The following is a 15,378-nucleotide window of genomic DNA, read 5'->3' as shown; positions in this document are numbered from 1 at the left end:
TTCGTCGTGCCGGACGGATCCGGCCCTCGACGAGCGTGGAGCATGCGACGCGATGGTGGAGATGCGGGGAATCGAACCCCGGTCCACTGCTGTAATCCTGCGCCTTCTACGGGTGTATCCAGGAAAGGCGTCCTGCTCGGCCCCGGAACTTGCTCCTGGCATCTGATCCGACGGGCCCAGCCTCAGTTCGAGTCCCGCGCGGCCCTGAGGCACGACCACGCAGCGAGCTCCCTAATCTGACGCCGACTTACCGGTTAGAGAGCATCCCCGGGTCGACGGTCCTGTTAGTGCGCTCGCTTAGGCAGCGAGAGCGAAGGACGACTGCTTGTTATTGGCAGTTGTATTTTGCAGAGAGCGTTTACGAGATAGCCCTGCATCCTCGACCCGCTTCTCGCAGTCATTCAGGCAATGTCGAAACCGATCATCCCCATGAACGGCAGAGCGCCTCCGGGAGGCACCCGAGCCGGGTCGCATGTTCCACGCTGTCGAGTTGTCAATCGCCGATCGCGCTAACGCGACCAGCCCTCAATGGTACCCGACCGAGGCCGGACGCACCACCGCGAGGAGCGGTGCCTATTCGCCGAGGCGGCGGTGGGACGACATCGCCCGATCCGCCTCGCGCTTGTCCTGGCGCTCGCGCAACGTCTGGCGCTTGTCGTACTCCTTCTTGCCCTTCGCGATGGCGAGCTCGACCTTGGCGCGGCCGTCGACGAAGTAGAGCTGCAGCGGGACGACCGTGTAGCCGCCCTCCTTCACCTTGGAGTGGATCTTGAGGATCTGCTCCTTGTGCAGGAGGAGCTTGCGCTTGCGACGCACCGGGTGGTTGTTCCAGGTGCCCTGGTTGTACTCGGGGATGTGCACCGCGTCGAGCCATGCCTCGCCCGCGTCGACGAACGCGTAGCCGTCGACGAGCGAGGCCCGCCCCTGCCGGAGCGACTTGACCTCGGTGCCCGTGAGCACGAGGCCGGCCTCGTAGGTCGACTCGATGGTGTAGTCGTGGCGCGCCTTGCGGTTGGTCGCCACCACCTTCTCGCCACGTTCCCTGGGCACGGTGGACTCCTCGATGGTTCGGATGGATGCGCCCGGATCCGGGCAGCCCATCAGCCTACCGGAGGATCAGATGCGCAGATAGCGGCTGATGGCGAAGTTGGCGGAGACCGCCGCGAGCACCACGCCCACCCCGAGCAGGATCGGCACCACGAGCAGCGCGTCGTCCATGTTCACCAGGGATATCGACGTGAGCCGGGTGCTCAGGAACCCCTGGACGAAGAACTTGACGAGCGCCACCGTCGCCGCGCTCGCGAGCACCGACCCGATGAGCGCCGCGAACACGCCCTCGAGGATGAACGGGGTCTGGATGAAGCGGTTCGAGGCCCCGACCAGCCTCATGATGCCCAGCTCCCGTCTCCGCGAGAACGCGGACAGGCGGATCGTGGTGGCGATCAGCAGGGCGGCGGCCACGAGCATCAGGCCGGCGATGCCGACGGCGGTGAGGCTGGCGGCGTTGAGGATGGAGAAGATCTGGTCGAGGTACTGCCGTTGGTCGGTCACGTTCTCGACGCCCGCAAGCCCCGAGAGGCTGTCGCTCAGGATGTCGGACTTCGACGGGTCCTTGAGGTTCACCCAGAACGCCTCGTTGAGGAACTCCGGCTGCACCAGCTCGGTGACGGGATCTCCCTTGAACTGCTCCTGGAAGTTCTTGTACGCCGTGTCCTGGTCCTCGAAGTAGTACTTGTCGATGAACGGGGCGAGCGTGTCGCTGTCGAGCTGCTGCTTGACGGCGTCGATCTGCTCCTGCGTGGCCTTGCCGTTGACGCAGGTCTCGCTCGGCACCGACGTGTCGGTGCAGAAGTCGATCGCGACCTGCGCGCGGTCGTACCAGTAGTTCTTCATCTGGCCGATCTGCATCTGCAGGAGCACGGCAGCGCCCACGAACGTGAGCGAGATGAAGGTGACGAGCACGACCGAGACGACCATGCTGACGTTCCGACGGAGGCCGTGGCCGACCTCGGAGAGGACGAGTCCGAGTCTCATCGCGTGGGCCCCACATCCTGTGCGCCGGTGTCGTCCGGCGACTCTCCTCGGGCACGGAGGCCCAGCTTCTCGGCCAGTCCCAGCTCGGCGAGCTCGGCGTCGTCGCGTCCGTCGGCGGGCGCGGGTCCGCCCTCGCCGTCGGACAGGTCGGGCAGGCGGATGACGCCGGTGCCCTCGGGGAGGCGCCGGATGGATCCGGTGCTCGGGGCGGCCGGGGCCGCTCCCCCGCCGTTGCGCCTGCTCGGCGGGGTGGGCGCGGTGGGCGGTCCGTCGTCCACGGGCGCGGCGTCGGCCCGGGCGACCGGAGCGGCACGCGACGGCGCCGGCTCGGCGGGCTCCGCGGGGACCTGCTCGGGGACGCGCGACTCCGGGCGGGACGGCGCCGTCTCGCGGCGCTCCTCCGGGGCCGGGCGGTCTCGCTCGGCGGTCCGCTCGGGGACGGGATCCACGCGCGCGGCCTCGGCGAACGCCGACGGGGCGTAGGCAGGGGACTCCGGGCGGGATCCGCGGTCGGAGTCGACCGCGCGAGACGACGGCGCCGTGCCCGCGGGCTCGGCGACGCGGTCGGGCGAGGTCGCGGGCACGATCGGCGCGGCCTCCGGGGCGGCGGCGGGTGCGGGCACGACGGTGGGAGCAGCGGGCGCGGTCGCGGCGGCCGGAGCCTCGGCGCCCTTCGCGGGCTTCCGCGGCGCCTTCTTCGCGGCCTTGGCGGTGGCGGCCTCGCGGGTCGCCTCCTCCTTGGCGCGCGCCTTCTCGTCGGCGCGCCGCTGCTTGTCGCGCCTGGCCTGCTCGCGGCGCTCCGCGGCGTTCGCGGGCTCCGCCGGAGCGGTCGGGCGAACGGGCGCCGGGAGCGGCGCTGCGGGCACGAACACGGGCGTCGGCGCGGCCACGGGCGGGTGCTCGGGGTTCACGCCGACCGGGTTCTCGGCCGTCCGCGGCAGGTCGATGGCGGAGGTCTGGTACTGCCCGCCGACCTCGTCGCGGACGACCTCGCCTCCGATCAGCTCGATCACGCGCTTCTGCATCTGATCGACGATGCCGGAGTCGTGGGTGGCCATGATGACCGTGGTGCCGTTGGCGTTGATCCGCTCGAGCACCTGCATGATGCCCGCGCTCGTCAGCGGGTCGAGGTTGCCCGTGGGCTCGTCCGCGAGGAGCACTGCCGGCTTGTTGACCACGGCGCGGGCGATGGCCACGCGCTGCTGCTCGCCGCCGGAGAGCTCGTGCGGCAGGCGCTGCTCCTTGCCCTGGAGGCCCACCATGGCGAGCACGTCCGGGACGGCCTCCTGGATGAAGCCGCGCGACTTGCCGATCACCTGGAGCGTGAAGGCCACGTTGTCGAAGACCGACTTGTTGGGGAGCAGCCGGAAGTCCTGGAACACCACCCCCAGGCTGCGGCGGTAGTAGGGGACCTTGCGGCTCGACAGCTGGTTCAGCTGCTGGCCCAGGACGTGGATCGTCCCTTGCGTGGGCCGGTCCTCCTTGAGCACGAGACGCAGGAAGCTGGACTTGCCGGACCCGGACGCGCCGACGAGGAAGACGAACTCCCCGCGGAGGATCTCGAGGTCGACGGAGCTCAGCGCCGGTCGGGGGTTGCCGGGATACACCTTGGATACGTGGTCGAACCTGATCATGTCGGTACGACCCTAGGCACGGGAGGTGCCTTTCGCCGCATCGACTCACCGCGGCGAGCGGTCCCTTCGGACTCTCTCAGGCGCGGTCGGGCGACTTCCGCCAGCGGATCCCCGCGGAGATGAACCCGTCGAGGTCGCCGTCGAACACGTTGGACGGGTTGTTGACCTCGTGCTCCGTGCGGAGGTCCTTGACCATCTGGTACGGCGCGAGCACGTAGCTGCGCATCTGGTCGCCCCAGCTCGCCGTGATGTTGCCGGCGAGCTCCTTCTTGGTGGCTGCCTCCTGCTCGCGCTGCACGAGGAGCAGGCGCGACTGCAGGACGCGCAGGGCGGCGGCGCGGTTCTGGATCTGGCTCTTCTCGTTCTGGCAGGTGACGACGATGCCGGTCGGGAGGTGGGTGATCCGCACCGCCGAGTCGGTCGTGTTGACGGACTGGCCGCCGGGGCCGGACGAGCGGAACACGTCGACGCGCATCTCGTTCTCGGGGATCTCGATCGACTCCGTCTGCTCGATGAGCGGCACGACCTCGACCGCGGCGAAGGACGTCTGGCGCTTGCCCGCGGAGTTGAAGGGGCTCATGCGCACGAGGCGGTGCGTGCCTGCCTCGACGGAGAGCGTGCCGAACGCGTACGGCGCGTCGATCTCGAAGGTCGCGGACTTGATGCCGGCCTCCTCCGCGTAGGACGTGTCGAGCACGGTGGCGGAGTAGTCGTGCTGCTCGGCCCAGCGCAGGTACATGCGCATGAGCATCTCGGCGAAGTCCGCCGCGTCGACGCCGCCGGCGCCCGCGCGGATGGTGACGACCGCGGGGCGCGGGTCGAACTCGCCGTTGAGGAGCGTCTGCACCTCGAGCTCGTCCATGATCTTGGTGATGCCGGCGAGCTCGACGACCGCCTCCTCGGCGGACTCCTCGTCGTCCTTGGCCATCTCGACGAGCACGTCGAGGTCGTCCAGGCGGCGCTGCAGCTCGTCGATGCGCTTGAGCTCCGACTGCCGGTGGCTCAGGTCGCTCGTGACCTTCTGCGCCTTGTCCGTGTCGTCCCAGAGGTCCGGCTCGCCCGCCTGGGCGCTCAGCTCCTCGACCTCCTGCTGCAGTCGCTCGACGCCGATCACCGAGCGGATGTTGGAGTAGGTGTCGCGCAATTCTGTGATCCGCGAAGAGAAGTCCTGGTCGATCATGGTGCCGCCCAGCCTACCGTCAGGGCCGTCAGCGGCGTCCGGGGCGGGGCCCTGCCGCGCGTAGGCTCGGGGGCGATGTCGACCCCCGATGCCCCCTTCTCCCTCCGCGCGGTGGCGCTCCCGGCGCTGCTCCCCGCGCTCCTCTTCTCCATCGGCGAGGGGGCGATCATCCCCATCATCCCGATCGTGGCCGGCAGCCTCGGCGCCACGCTCGGGATCGCCGCCTTCATCGGAGGCATGATCATGCTCGGCGAGCTGGTCGGCGACATCCCGAGCGGATCCGTGGTGAGCCGCATCGGCGAACGGACCGCCATGATCGGCGCGGCCTTCGTCTCCATCGGCGGCCTGGTGCTGTGCCTCCTGGCGCCGAACCCGCTCGTGCTCGGCGTGGGCGTCTTCCTCATCGGCGTCTCGACGGCCGTGTTCGCGCTCGCACGGCACGCGTTCATGACGAGCTTCGTGCCGCAGGCGTACCGGGCCCGCGCGCTGTCGACGCTCGGCGGCACGTTCCGCGCCGGGTACTTCGTGGGGCCGTTCCTCGCGGCCGGCGTGATCCACCTGACGGGCGCCTCGCAGTCGGCGTTCGTGATCCACATCGTCGCGTGCCTCGCGGCCGCCGTGACGCTGCTCGTGCTGCCCGACCCGATGGACGTCGTGCGCCGCAACCGCGCCGCCGACCTGCAGAGCGCCGCGCCCGCGACGGCGGGCGAACCGCAGGACGACGAGTCGGTCGCGGCAGCCGCGGGCACCGCTCGCCCGGCGCACGAGTCGGCGGGCCTCGGCCGCACGCTCTGGCGGTTCAAGGGCGTGCTCGTGAAGCTCGGATCCGGCGCGGCCCTCATCGGCGCGATGCGCGCGGGCCGCGGCGTGCTCCTCCCCCTGTGGGCCGTGAGCATCGGCATCTCGGACGCGAACACGGCGCTCATCATCGGCATCGCGGGCGGCGTGGACTTCGCCCTGTTCTACGCGAGCGGCCAGATCATGGACCGCTTCGGCCGCCTCTGGAGCGCCGTGCCGTCGATGGTCGGGCTCGGCATCGGCTACCTCGTGCTCGCGCTCACCCCGGACCTGCCGACGAACGTGCAGTGGTTCATCGGCGTGGCCATGTTCATGTCGGTCGCGAACGGCGTGGGCTCGGGGATCCTCATGACCCTCGGTGCCGACCTCGCCCCGCGCGAGGACCCGGCCCCCTTCCTCGGCGCCTGGCGCTTCACGGGCGACGCCGGCAGCGCCGCCTCCCCGCTCCTCATCGCCGCGCTCACCTCCGCCGCATCGCTCGCCGTCGCCAGCGGCGTGATGGGGGTGCTGGGGCTGATCGGCGCCGGGATACTCGTGCGCTACGTGCCCCGGTACGTTCCGCGGAAACCGCGGCCGACCGCCTGATCCGGCTCACCCGCCTCCCGCGGGTCCGACCTGCGCCGCCCCCGGTCCCACCAGCACGCTGCGGGCGGTGCTCGTGACGTCGATGCGCACGCCGTCGGGGGCGAACAGCGAGGCCACGGGCGGGATCCACGAGGCGGAGAGGGTGACGCGGGCGCTGCGGCCGTCCGGCGTCGTGGCGCCGTCCATGTGGAGGTCGTGGATGCCCGCCGTCGGCTCGTCGGCGAGGAACGCCGTGACCGTGGAGGCGACGCCTGCGTCCGTGAGGGGCGGGAGCGCGACCCCGTCGTCGCCGACGGCGACCGCCGCCGGGCCGCCCCCGTCCACGTCGAAGGACTCGGCGCCGGCCAGCGCGGCCGCGTCCGCCAGCGAGAAGAGCCGGACGCGTTCGAGGTAGAGCGAGGACGCCGCCGACACCATCAGGATCACGGCGAGACCCAGCGCGCAGGACGCGATCACGAGCGGCAGGATCGAGCCGTCGTCCTCGGCCGGGGTGAAGGCCGGGGTCGACGCGCGGTCGCGACGACGCCGCGAAAGGCCGGCGATCATCGTCCCCCTCGTGCGAAGACGGAGACGCGCTCATCCGCGTCGCCGTGGACCGCGACCGATCCGGGTGCGTCCGGCCCGGCGACGGGCGGCGCGAGGGGCAGCTCGGCCGCGACGCGCACCGACACGTGCACGAGCGACCGCGGTGCGTGGCAGCTCCGCGGATCCGGGGCGCACGTGATGTCGAGGGCGATCCCGTCGGGCGCGATCCCCTGGTCGGCGAGCGCGACCTCGACGGCCGATCGCGCCTCCCGCCGGCCGGTCGCGTCGTCGTCCGCCCGCACGTAGACGCGTGCCGCCTGCCGGGCTGCACCCTCCGTGCCGAGCGCCGCGCCCTGGATCGCGGACAGGGCGAGGACGAGGTAGACGAGCGGGACGAGGAGGAGCACGCCCGCCGTGATGAACTCGAGCGCCGCCGAGCCCCTGTCGTCAGCCCAGGCGCTCCACGGCCGCATGGCCCGTCACCTCCAACCCGCGGTCGACCCCCAGGAGTCCGATGAGGGGCAGCGTCGTCCGCACGGTGACGCTGACGACCGCGTGCCCGAGCACGGTGCCCGTTCCCGCTGTCACGTCCTCCGCGTACCGGGCTCCCACCGCCGTCGTGATCAGCTCGCGCGTGCGTTCGACGCCGTCGGCGCGGGTGGCGCCCGCGAGCGCTGCCGTGCGCGCGCCCTCCGCGGCGGCGTCGAGCACGGTCGTCCGCACGTGCAGCGCCAGCGCGAGCTGCACCACCGACAGGGCGAGGACGACGAGGAGGGCGCCGACCATGACGAACTCGGCGGGTGCCGAGCCGCGGTCGTCGCGCATCAGAACGACGTGACCCGGTCGATGGCCTGGGTGAACACGTTCTGCAGGAGAGGGCCCGCCACTCCCCAGAGGATGATGACGAGCCCGGCCGTCATCAGCGTGATGAGCACCCAGCCGGGCACGTCGCCTCTGTCGTCGTCCCACGACGCTCCGGGCGTCGCATCAGGGCCCAGTGCGCCTCGTTCGTCGGTCATGTCGTGCCTCTCGGTCGGTGTCGGTGTCGGGATGGATCGTCGGTGCGCGCCTACAGCCCGAGCTGCAGGACGAAGACGCCGGGGAACAGGGCGAAGACGATGGTGAGCGGGAGGATCAGGAACACCAGCGGCACGAGCATCCCCACCTCCTTGCGGCCGGCGCTCTCGAGGAGCTCGCGCTTGGCCACCTCGCGCGCGTCCTGGGCCTGCGCGCGCAGCACCTCCGCGAGCGGGGTGCCGCGCTCGAGGGATCCGGCGAGCTGGTCGACGAGCCGCGACACGGCGGGCATCGCCAGGCGTCGGGCGAGGTCGTCGAAGGCGCGGGCGACGGGGATGCCCGTGCCGACGTCGGCGACGACGCGCCCCAGCTCCGCCGCGAGCTCCCCGGAGCCGACGCGGGCCACGCGGCGGAGCGCGTCGAGCAGGCCCTCCCCCGCGGCGAGGCTGAGCGCCAGGAACTCCAGCACGGTGGGCAGCTCCGCCTGGATGCGCGCGATCCGACGCTTCGCGCGCCGCTCGAGCGCGGTGTCGCAGGCGACCAGGCCGGCGACGGCCGCGACGAACGGCACGGCGACCAGCTGCGCCTGCGGCAGCCCTCCCGCCACGACGGCGGCGCCGCCCACCAGGGCGGCGATCACGATGCCGGCGGCGGCCCCGAGGACGAGGCCGACGAGCTGGCGCGACCGGTGCCTCTCGACGTCCTCGCCCGAGCCCGACTGTCCGAGCATCCGCTCGATGCGCTCCGTGCCGCCGAGCACGCGTGCGAGGCCGCGACGCAGCGGGATCACGGCCGGGGCGCCGAGCGTGCCGAGCACGGGCAGCGGGTGGACGGTGGTGAGGGCGAGGTGACGACGTGCGCCCTCCGAGACGTCGAGGACGTGCGGGGCCACTCGATCGAGCAGGCGAGCGCGCCGGAAGCGGGGAACCGCTCCCATCATCGTCCAGAGCCCCACGCCCGCGACGAGGCCGAGGACGGCGCCCCAGGACTCGACCCCCGTCACGCGAACCACCTCCTGTCCTCCGGCAGCCGCCCGAGGGCGAGCATCAGCCGGTACGCGATGGCGGACACGACGAGCCCGACGACGATCACGACGGTGCCCGCGGCGGTGTCGTACGCGGCGACGGCCTCGTGCCGGGTGGACAGCAGGGCGAGGATGATCCACGGGGCCGCGACGCCGAGCTTGGCCGCGTTGACGACCCACGACTGCCGGGCCTCGGCCTCGCTCCGGATGGCGGCCTCCTCCCGGAGGAAACGGGCCAGCCCGCGGAGCACGTCGGGCAGCTGCGTGCCGCCCACCTCGCGCGCCATCCGCAGCGTCTCGAGGATGCGATCGGCCGTCGGATCCGCCAGCTGCTCCTTGAGCTCGTCGAGCGCCACGGCGAAGCTGCCCGTCGTGCGGTGCACGGACGCGAAGTCCCGGAAGGCGGGCCGGAGTACCGCGGGACCCGCGACGGCGAGCGACGCCACCGCATCCGGCAGCCCCATGCCCGCCCGGACCGCGCTCACGAGGTGGTCGACGACGTCGGGCCACACCTCGCGATGGGCCCGACGACGGGCCGCGGATCGCGCCCCCACGACGGCCCACGGCAGCAGCAGGCCCGTGGCCGCTGCGGCGAGGGCGGCGCCGTCGACGCGGAGGAGCGCCTCCACCAGGACGCCCGCGACCAGGCCGACCAGCCCGGAGACGGCGAGGAAGGAGCTCACCGAGACCCGGGCCAGCCCCGCGTGGGTGAGGCGATCGTGCACGGACGCGGTCAGCCCCCGGGCGCGCCCCGACCCGTCGGGCGAGGCGGGCCACAGGCGCGGCGAGATGAGGAGGACGAGGCCGGCGCCGAGCGCGAGCCCGAGGGCGACGCTCACGGAGCGCCCACCAGGACCCGGAGCGGATCCAGCCCGACCGCGCGGAACTTGGCCAGGTGCGCGGGCTGGCCTCCGGTGGCGGTCAGGATCCCGTCCTCCAGGGCGAACACCGAGCTCGCCTCGATGACCATGCCCGAGTGCCGGCCGCCGGGGGCGAGGATCTCGACCACCCGCCGGGCACCCGACGGCAGCACCTCGAGGTGCACGACGAGGTCGACCGAGGTCGCGACGGTCGGCACGACGAAGGCGGAGTCGATGTTCCGGCCGGCCAGCAGCGGCAGGGTGCACAGCTTGACGAGCGCCTCGCGCGCGCTGTTCGCGTGGATCGAGCACATGCCCGGCACGCCCGAGTTGAGCGCGATGAGGAGGTCGAGGCACTCCGCCTCGCGCACCTCGCCGACCACGAGCCGGTCGGGCCGCATCCGCAGCGCCTCCTTGATGAGCCGTCGCAGCGTGATCTCCCCCGAGCCCTCGAGGCTCGGCTGGCGGCACTGCATGGCGACGACGTCACGGCCCGCCGGATCCAGCTCGAAGGTCTCCTCCACCGTGACGATGCGGTCCGAGGCGCGCGCCGAGGACAGGAGGGCGTCGATCATCGTGGTCTTGCCCGTGTGCGTCGCCCCGCTGACGACGATGGAGAGGCCCGCACGCACGCTCATGCGCAGGAACTCGGCGGCCTGCAGCGGCAGGCTGCCGAGGGCGACGAGGTGGTCGAGCTCGCGGATCCGCCGGGAGAACTTCCGGATGTTGACGGCCCAGTGGCGGCGGGTGACGTCGGGGATCACCACGTGGAGCCGCGATCCGTCGGGCAGGGAGGCGTCCACGAAGGGCGTGGAGAGGTCGACGCGGCGCCCGGAGGACTGCAGCATCCGCTCGACGAGGTCGCGCACCTCCGCGTCGGTGAGGACGAGCGGCGTCAGCTCGGGGACGCCGGCCCGCGCCACGAAGACACGGGTCGGCGCGTTGATCCAGATCTCCTCGATCGAGTCGTCGTCGAGGAGCGGTTGCAAGGCACCGAAGCCCGTGATGCGCGCGAGCACCTGGCGCTCGGTGGCCGCCTCGTCGTCCAGGAGCCGCGAGTCGGATCCGAGCGCCTGCTCCGCGAACCGCCTGACCTCCTCGCGGACGACGGCCGCCGTGCCCGCGATGTCGGCCGCCGCCCCGTCGTCCCGTAGGCGCTCGCGCACCCGTCCGGCGATGGTGTCGAGTGGGGTCCGCGTCTGCACCCGCACAGGATGCTGATCAGGGGCGGATCCCGCCGGGGCCGTCCACAGGCCGACCAGCCGACGCCGACGGGCCGATCAGTACCCCAGCTCCGCCTTCGCCTCCGCGTACGCCTCGCGCACCGCGGGCACGCCCGGCGCGTCGAAGACCTCGTCGCCCGCGAGGGGCCACTCGGGGACGCTGCCCGTGAGGATCCACGCGGCCTGCTTCGCGGCGCCGTCGGCGACGAACTCGCCCGCGTCCGGCACGTGGATCGGGACGCCGAAGATCGTCGGCGCGATCTCGCGGACCGCACGGCTCTTCGCCCCGCCGCCGATGAGGAGCACGCGCTCCACCTCGACGCCCTGGCGCGTGATCGCGTCGAGGCCGTCGGCCAGGCCGCACAGCATGCCCTCGACGTGCGCGCGGGCCATGGTCGCGGGCGTCGAGTTGCGGAGGGTCATGCCGTGGAGGGACGCGGTCGCGTCGGGCAGGTTCGGGGTGCGCTCGCCCTCGAAGTAGGGCAGGAGCACGAGGCCGTCGGATCCCGCGGGGGCCTCGAGCGCGAGCTCGGACAGCCGCGCGTGGTCGACGCCGAGGAGGCGCGCGCCGCCGTCGAGCACGCGGGCGGCGTTGAGGGTCGCGATGAGCGGGAGGAAGTTGCCCGTGGCGTCCGCGAAGCCGGCGACCGTGCCGGTGTCGTCGGTGATCGGATTCGCCGTGACGGCGAACACCGTGCCGGACGTGCCGATCGAGACGACCACGTCGCCGGGCACTGCGCCGAGGCCGAGCGCGGCGGCCGCGTTGTCGCCCGCGCCGGGGCCGACGGGGATGCCGGCCGGCAAGCCGGGGATCCCGTCGCCCGTGACGCCGGCGGACTCGCCGGGGCCGAGCACGCGCGGCAGGCCGACGACGCGGCCGAGCGCGCGCTCCAGCAGGTCGAGGCGGTACTCCCCCGTGACGCTCGACCAGTACGCGGTTCCGCTCGCGTCGGAGCGGTCGGTGGCGAGGGCGGCGAGGTCCGGGGATCCGACGCCGTGGCCGAGCAGGCGCCAGGTCAGCCAGTCGTGCGGGAGCGCGACGGCGGCGACGCGGGCGGCGTTCTCGGGCTCGGCGTCGCGGAGCCAGCGGAGCTTGGTGGCCGTGAAGGACGCGACGGGGACGACGCCCGTGGCGCTCGCCCACGCCTCGGCGCCGAGCTCGTCGCGGAGGTCGGCGGCGGCCTGCGCGGATCGGGTGTCGTTCCAGAGGAGCGCGTCGCGGATCACCGCGCCATGCTCGTCGAGGCAGACCATGCCGTGCTGCTGGCCGCCGACCGAGATCGCGGCGACGTCGTCGAGCCCGCCCGCGTCGGCGATGGCGGCGAGGAGCGCGTCCCACCAGCGAGCGGGATCCACCTCCGTGCCGTCGGGGTGGGACGCGCGGCCGGAGCGCACGAGGGCCCCCGTGTCGAGGTCGCGGACGACCACCTTGCAGCTCTGCGTGGAGGAGTCGATGCCTGCTACCAGTGTCTTCGTTGTCACGATCAACATATTAGGGGGCGTCCTAAGCTGGTCGGGCACCCGCGGGAGTGGTGGAATCGGTAGACACGCAGGATTTAGGTTCCTGTGCTTTCGAGCGTGAGGGTTCAAGTCCCTTCTCCCGCACCATGCGAGACCCGGCACCGGGCCCGTGTCGGCCGCGGCGCTCCTACCCGCAGCGAGGAGCACCCGTGGACGAACGCCTCCGCCTCTGGACCGAGCCGACCCCCGTGCACCCGGTCCCCCGCCTCGCCCAGGCGCTCGGCCTGGATCCGGAGCGGCTCCTGATGAAGCGCGACGACCTCATCGGCTGGGGCGGCGGCGGGAACAAGGCCAGGAAGCTCGAGCGCTCGCTCGGGCGGGCCGTCGCACGCGGGGCCACGACGGTGATCACCACGGGCGCCGCGCAGAGCAACCACGCGCGCATGACCGCGGCGGCGGGCGCATCGCTCGGGCTCGACGTCGTGCTGGTGCTGGAGGGCCACGAGGTCGCCGAGCGCGGCAACGTGCTGCTCGACGGGCTGTACGGCGCGCGCATGGTGTGGTCGGGCGACGAGCGCGCGGAGTCGCGCGCCGGGTCGGTCGTCGCGGAGCTGGAGGCGGTGGGCACGCGCGTGCACCGGGTGGCGTTCGGCGGATCCGACGCGCACTCCGTGCAGGGCTTCGTCGACGCCGGCCACGAGCTGACGCGTCAGGTCGGCGAGGTGGACCACGTGGTCGTCGCCCTCGGGTCCGGCGGCACGATGGCCGGGCTGGTCGAGGCGCTCGGGCCCGAGCGCGTGCTCGGCGTGCACTGCGGCGCCGTCGCCGAGCCGCGTGCTGTGGTCGCGGGGTTCCTCGCGGAGCGCGGGACGGGGATCCGGGCGGACGCCCTGCGCATCGACGAAGGCCGGGTCGGTGCCGGCTACGCGCACCTCACCGACGAGGCGCGGGACGCGCTCGTGCTCGTGGCGCGCACGACGGGGATCCTCCTCGACCCCACCTACACGGCCCGCGCGGCGGCAGGGCTGGCGGCGGCCGTCGGCGACGGTTCCATCGGCCCGGACGACCGGGTCGTGCTCTGGCACTCGGGCGGCGTCCCCGGCCTGTTCGGCCACGCCGAGCTCGGCGCCTGACCCGCGCCGCGACCCTCGACCGGGGGTGTCCGGGACTCGGCGCGCTGACGGCCGCTCCCGATATCCTGTGCTCTGCCGCAGGTCGCTCCGCTCACGTCGCGACCCACCACGACTGGAGCCCCACGTGCACCCCCAGCTCTTCGACTTCCTCGACTCGACGACTCTCATCGAGTCGTTCGGGGGATTCGCCCTCATCGGGATCTGCCTCATCATCTTCGCCGAGACCGGCCTGCTCTTCGGCTTCCTCTTCCCCGGCGACACGCTGCTCGTCATCGCGGGGCTGACCCTTCCCGGGATCACCGGCATCGACATCTGGTGGGTCTGCCTCGCGATCGCGTTCTCCGCGTTCGCCGGCGGCGAGGTCGGCTACCTCATCGGCCACAAGGCAGGACCGAAGGTGTTCGAGCGCAAGGACTCCGGCATCTTCAGCCGGCAGAACGTCGTGCGGACGAACGCGTTCTTCGCGCGCTTCGGCGGGCTCGCCGTCATCGCGGCGCGCTTCGTCCCCATCGTCCGCACCTTCGCGCCCATCGCGGCCGGCGTCGGCCACATGGACTACCGCAAGTACTCCTTCTACAACGCGATCGGCGCCCTCATCTGGGGCGCGGGCCTCACCTTCCTGGGCCACCTGCTCAACGGCTTCCCTCCCATCCGCGACTTCGTCACGCACTACATCGACTACGTGCTGCTCGGGGCCGTGTTCATCACCGTGGTGCCCGCGGCGATCCACTTCCTCCGCGCACGCAAGCACGCGCACGACGGGGAGGCGGCGGGCGCTGTGACGGACGGCGAGGACCTCGCGCTCACGCCCGAGGAGTTCGACCAGGACCCCTCGAACGACCCGCGCCGCTGAGTCGGCGCCCGCTGGCGCGGGATCCGGGCCGCGGTCCTCGCGGAGCCCGCCGGATCAGACGTGGTGGCGGTGCTCGTGCCCGGCGTGCTCCTCGGGCTCCAGCTGGAACGTGCTGTGCTCGACGTCGAAGTGGTCGTCGAGGCAGCCCGACAGCAGGTCGAGCAGCTCGCCGGTGCGACCCTCCCGGAAGACCTCCTGCTCCACGACGACGTGGGCCGTGAAGACGGGCGACCCCGAGGTGATGGCCCACACGTGCACGTCGTGCACCGCGGTGACGCCGGGGGTCTCCAGCAGGTGGGCGCGGATCGTCTCGGGCTCGGTGCCCACGGGCGTGGACTCGTTCAGGACGCGCACCACGTCACGCAGCAGCACGGCTGCCCGCGGCACGATGAGCGCGGCGATGACGAGCGACGCGATGGCGTCCGCGCGGCCGAAGCCGGTGACCGCGATGACGACGCCCGCGGCGATGGTGGCGACCGATCCGAATGCGTCGCCGAGCACCTCGAGGTAGGCGCCGCGCATGTTGATCGAGCGCCCCGCTCCCCCGCGGAGCACCAGGAGCGACGCCACGTTGGCGACCAGGCCGATGACGGCGGCGAGCAGCATGATCCCCGGATCCACCACGGGGCCCTCCGGCGCGAGCAGGCGCCCGACACCCTGCACCGCGACGTAGACGGCGACGCCCGCGAGGATGAGGCCGTTCACGAGGGCGCCGAGCACCTCGCCGCGCTGGAAGCCGAAGGTGTGCCGGTCGGTCGCGGGACGCGCGGCGACGATCGTGGCGACCAGGGCGATGCCGAGGCCGAGCAGGTCGCTGGTCATGTGACCCGCGTCGGCGAGGAGCGCCAGGGACCCGGAGACGAGCGCCCCGGCGACCTCGACCACGAGGATCGTCGCGGTGATGGCGATGGCGATGACGAGGCGACGACGGTCGGTCGTGGACGCGCCGTGGTCGTGCGATCCGGAGCCCATGCGTCCACCGTACGGGCCCGCAGGCGCGCGGATCCAGCCGACGGCGCAGTCGGGAACGACTCCCGCTCTCAGCAGCGTC

Annotated in this window: 16 protein-coding genes, 1 tRNA gene and 1 other RNA gene; 4 read left to right on the top strand and 14 right to left on the bottom strand. The window is 72.6% G+C overall.

The features are described 5' to 3' along the window. Positions 1-53: 53 nt before the first annotated feature. The 5 genes from ssrA to prfB all read right to left on the bottom strand — a co-directional run bounded on the left by ssrA (position 54) and on the right by prfB (position 4,848). Positions 54-429: a transfer-messenger RNA gene (ssrA, locus tag KYT88_RS06805) on the bottom strand. A 144-nt stretch (positions 430-573) separates the two neighbouring features. After that, on the bottom strand, positions 574-1,050 hold the full coding sequence (smpB, locus tag KYT88_RS06800; protein ID WP_012037997.1) for an SsrA-binding protein SmpB: 477 nt from the start codon (positions 1,048-1,050) through the stop codon (positions 574-576). A 66-nt stretch (positions 1,051-1,116) separates the two neighbouring features. After that, a complete protein-coding gene (gene ftsX, locus KYT88_RS06795) occupies positions 1,117-2,034 on the bottom strand; it encodes a permease-like cell division protein FtsX (RefSeq protein WP_012037996.1) in 918 nt (305 codons plus the stop codon). Beyond that, positions 2,031-3,668 (bottom strand): cell division ATP-binding protein FtsE, encoded by a 1,638-nt coding sequence (ftsE, locus tag KYT88_RS15980; protein ID WP_043587384.1) that lies wholly within the window; start codon positions 3,666-3,668, stop codon positions 2,031-2,033. Before ftsE ends, ftsX begins: the two co-directional genes overlap by 4 nt. A gap of 76 nt (positions 3,669-3,744) precedes the next feature. Next, complete coding sequence (gene prfB / locus KYT88_RS06785) at positions 3,745-4,848, bottom strand: peptide chain release factor 2 (protein ID WP_043587386.1); 1,104 nt, start codon at positions 4,846-4,848, stop codon at positions 3,745-3,747. A 75-nt stretch (positions 4,849-4,923) separates the two neighbouring features. Between prfB and KYT88_RS06780 the strand changes: the two genes are divergently transcribed. Next, on the top strand, positions 4,924-6,231 hold the full coding sequence (locus tag KYT88_RS06780) for an MFS transporter (protein ID WP_043587387.1): 1,308 nt from the start codon (positions 4,924-4,926) through the stop codon (positions 6,229-6,231). Positions 6,232-6,237: 6 nt separating this feature from the next. Here KYT88_RS06780 and KYT88_RS06775 read toward each other — a convergent pair whose 3' ends face one another. The 8 genes from KYT88_RS06775 to xylB all read right to left on the bottom strand — a co-directional run bounded on the left by KYT88_RS06775 (position 6,238) and on the right by xylB (position 12,371). After that, positions 6,238-6,777, bottom strand: a complete 540-nt coding sequence (locus KYT88_RS06775) for a pilus assembly protein TadG-related protein (RefSeq protein WP_051629389.1) — start codon at positions 6,775-6,777, stop codon at positions 6,238-6,240. Beyond that, positions 6,774-7,229: a hypothetical protein gene (locus KYT88_RS06770; protein ID WP_043587389.1), complete on the bottom strand. Its 456-nt coding sequence runs from the start codon at positions 7,227-7,229 to the stop codon at positions 6,774-6,776. Before KYT88_RS06770 ends, KYT88_RS06775 begins: the two co-directional genes overlap by 4 nt. After that, on the bottom strand, positions 7,204-7,581 hold the full coding sequence (locus KYT88_RS06765) for a TadE/TadG family type IV pilus assembly protein (protein ID WP_043587392.1): 378 nt from the start codon (positions 7,579-7,581) through the stop codon (positions 7,204-7,206). The genes KYT88_RS06770 and KYT88_RS06765 overlap by 26 nt, the downstream gene beginning before the upstream one ends. Further along, entirely contained in the window at positions 7,581-7,775 is a 195-nt protein-coding gene (locus tag KYT88_RS06760; RefSeq protein WP_043587394.1) for a hypothetical protein, read from the bottom strand. The genes KYT88_RS06765 and KYT88_RS06760 overlap by 1 nt, the downstream gene beginning before the upstream one ends. A gap of 50 nt (positions 7,776-7,825) precedes the next feature. After that, positions 7,826-8,776: a type II secretion system F family protein gene (locus KYT88_RS06755; protein ID WP_043587397.1), complete on the bottom strand. Its 951-nt coding sequence runs from the start codon at positions 8,774-8,776 to the stop codon at positions 7,826-7,828. Further along, positions 8,773-9,636 (bottom strand): type II secretion system F family protein, encoded by an 864-nt coding sequence (locus KYT88_RS06750; protein ID WP_043587399.1) that lies wholly within the window; start codon positions 9,634-9,636, stop codon positions 8,773-8,775. Before KYT88_RS06750 ends, KYT88_RS06755 begins: the two co-directional genes overlap by 4 nt. After that, positions 9,633-10,868, bottom strand: coding sequence for a TadA family conjugal transfer-associated ATPase (locus KYT88_RS06745; protein WP_043587401.1), 1,236 nt, complete (start codon positions 10,866-10,868; stop codon positions 9,633-9,635). Before KYT88_RS06745 ends, KYT88_RS06750 begins: the two co-directional genes overlap by 4 nt. 69 nt (positions 10,869-10,937) lie before the next feature. Further along, entirely contained in the window at positions 10,938-12,371 is a 1,434-nt protein-coding gene (gene xylB, locus KYT88_RS06740; RefSeq protein WP_043587403.1) for a xylulokinase, read from the bottom strand. Positions 12,372-12,403: 32 nt separating this feature from the next. Between xylB and KYT88_RS06735 the strand changes: the two genes are divergently transcribed. From KYT88_RS06735 to KYT88_RS06725, 3 genes are all read left to right on the top strand, one after another. Continuing rightward, positions 12,404-12,488, top strand: a tRNA-Leu gene (locus tag KYT88_RS06735). Between the two features lie 62 nt (positions 12,489-12,550). Continuing rightward, positions 12,551-13,474, top strand: a complete 924-nt coding sequence (locus tag KYT88_RS06730) for a pyridoxal-phosphate dependent enzyme (protein WP_043587405.1) — start codon at positions 12,551-12,553, stop codon at positions 13,472-13,474. Positions 13,475-13,598: 124 nt separating this feature from the next. Then, a complete protein-coding gene (locus tag KYT88_RS06725; protein ID WP_043587407.1) occupies positions 13,599-14,327 on the top strand; it encodes a DedA family protein in 729 nt (242 codons plus the stop codon). Positions 14,328-14,381: 54 nt separating this feature from the next. Here the strand turns inward: KYT88_RS06725 and KYT88_RS06720 are convergent, their stop codons facing one another. Then, on the bottom strand, positions 14,382-15,299 hold the full coding sequence (locus KYT88_RS06720) for a cation diffusion facilitator family transporter (protein ID WP_043587409.1): 918 nt from the start codon (positions 15,297-15,299) through the stop codon (positions 14,382-14,384). Between the last annotated feature and the right edge of the window lie 79 nt (positions 15,300-15,378).

This window comes from Clavibacter sp. A6099 (genome assembly GCF_021919125.1).
Lineage (GTDB): Bacteria > Actinomycetota > Actinomycetes > Actinomycetales > Microbacteriaceae > Clavibacter > Clavibacter seminis.
Note: the sequence above shows the minus strand (reverse complement) of the source record. Positions and strands in the feature narration are given on the sequence as shown.

Coding starts and splice junctions, on each gene's coding strand:
- KYT88_RS06770 (WP_043587389.1), bottom strand. CDS start 7,229: ATGCGGCCGTGGAGCGCCTGGGCTGACGACAGGGGCTCGGCGGCGCTC.
- xylB (WP_043587403.1), bottom strand. CDS start 12,371: ATGTTGATCGTGACAACGAAGACACTGGTAGCAGGCATCGACTCCTCC.
- KYT88_RS06760 (WP_043587394.1), bottom strand. CDS start 7,775: ATGACCGACGAACGAGGCGCACTGGGCCCTGATGCGACGCCCGGAGCG.
- KYT88_RS06780 (WP_043587387.1), top strand. CDS start 4,924: ATGTCGACCCCCGATGCCCCCTTCTCCCTCCGCGCGGTGGCGCTCCCG.
- ftsE (WP_043587384.1), bottom strand. CDS start 3,668: ATGATCAGGTTCGACCACGTATCCAAGGTGTATCCCGGCAACCCCCGA.
- prfB (WP_043587386.1), bottom strand. CDS start 4,848: ATGATCGACCAGGACTTCTCTTCGCGGATCACAGAATTGCGCGACACC.
- KYT88_RS06765 (WP_043587392.1), bottom strand. CDS start 7,581: ATGCGCGACGACCGCGGCTCGGCACCCGCCGAGTTCGTCATGGTCGGC.
- ftsX (WP_012037996.1), bottom strand. CDS start 2,034: ATGAGACTCGGACTCGTCCTCTCCGAGGTCGGCCACGGCCTCCGTCGG.
- KYT88_RS06720 (WP_043587409.1), bottom strand. CDS start 15,299: ATGGGCTCCGGATCGCACGACCACGGCGCGTCCACGACCGACCGTCGT.
- KYT88_RS06775 (WP_051629389.1), bottom strand. CDS start 6,777: ATGATCGCCGGCCTTTCGCGGCGTCGTCGCGACCGCGCGTCGACCCCG.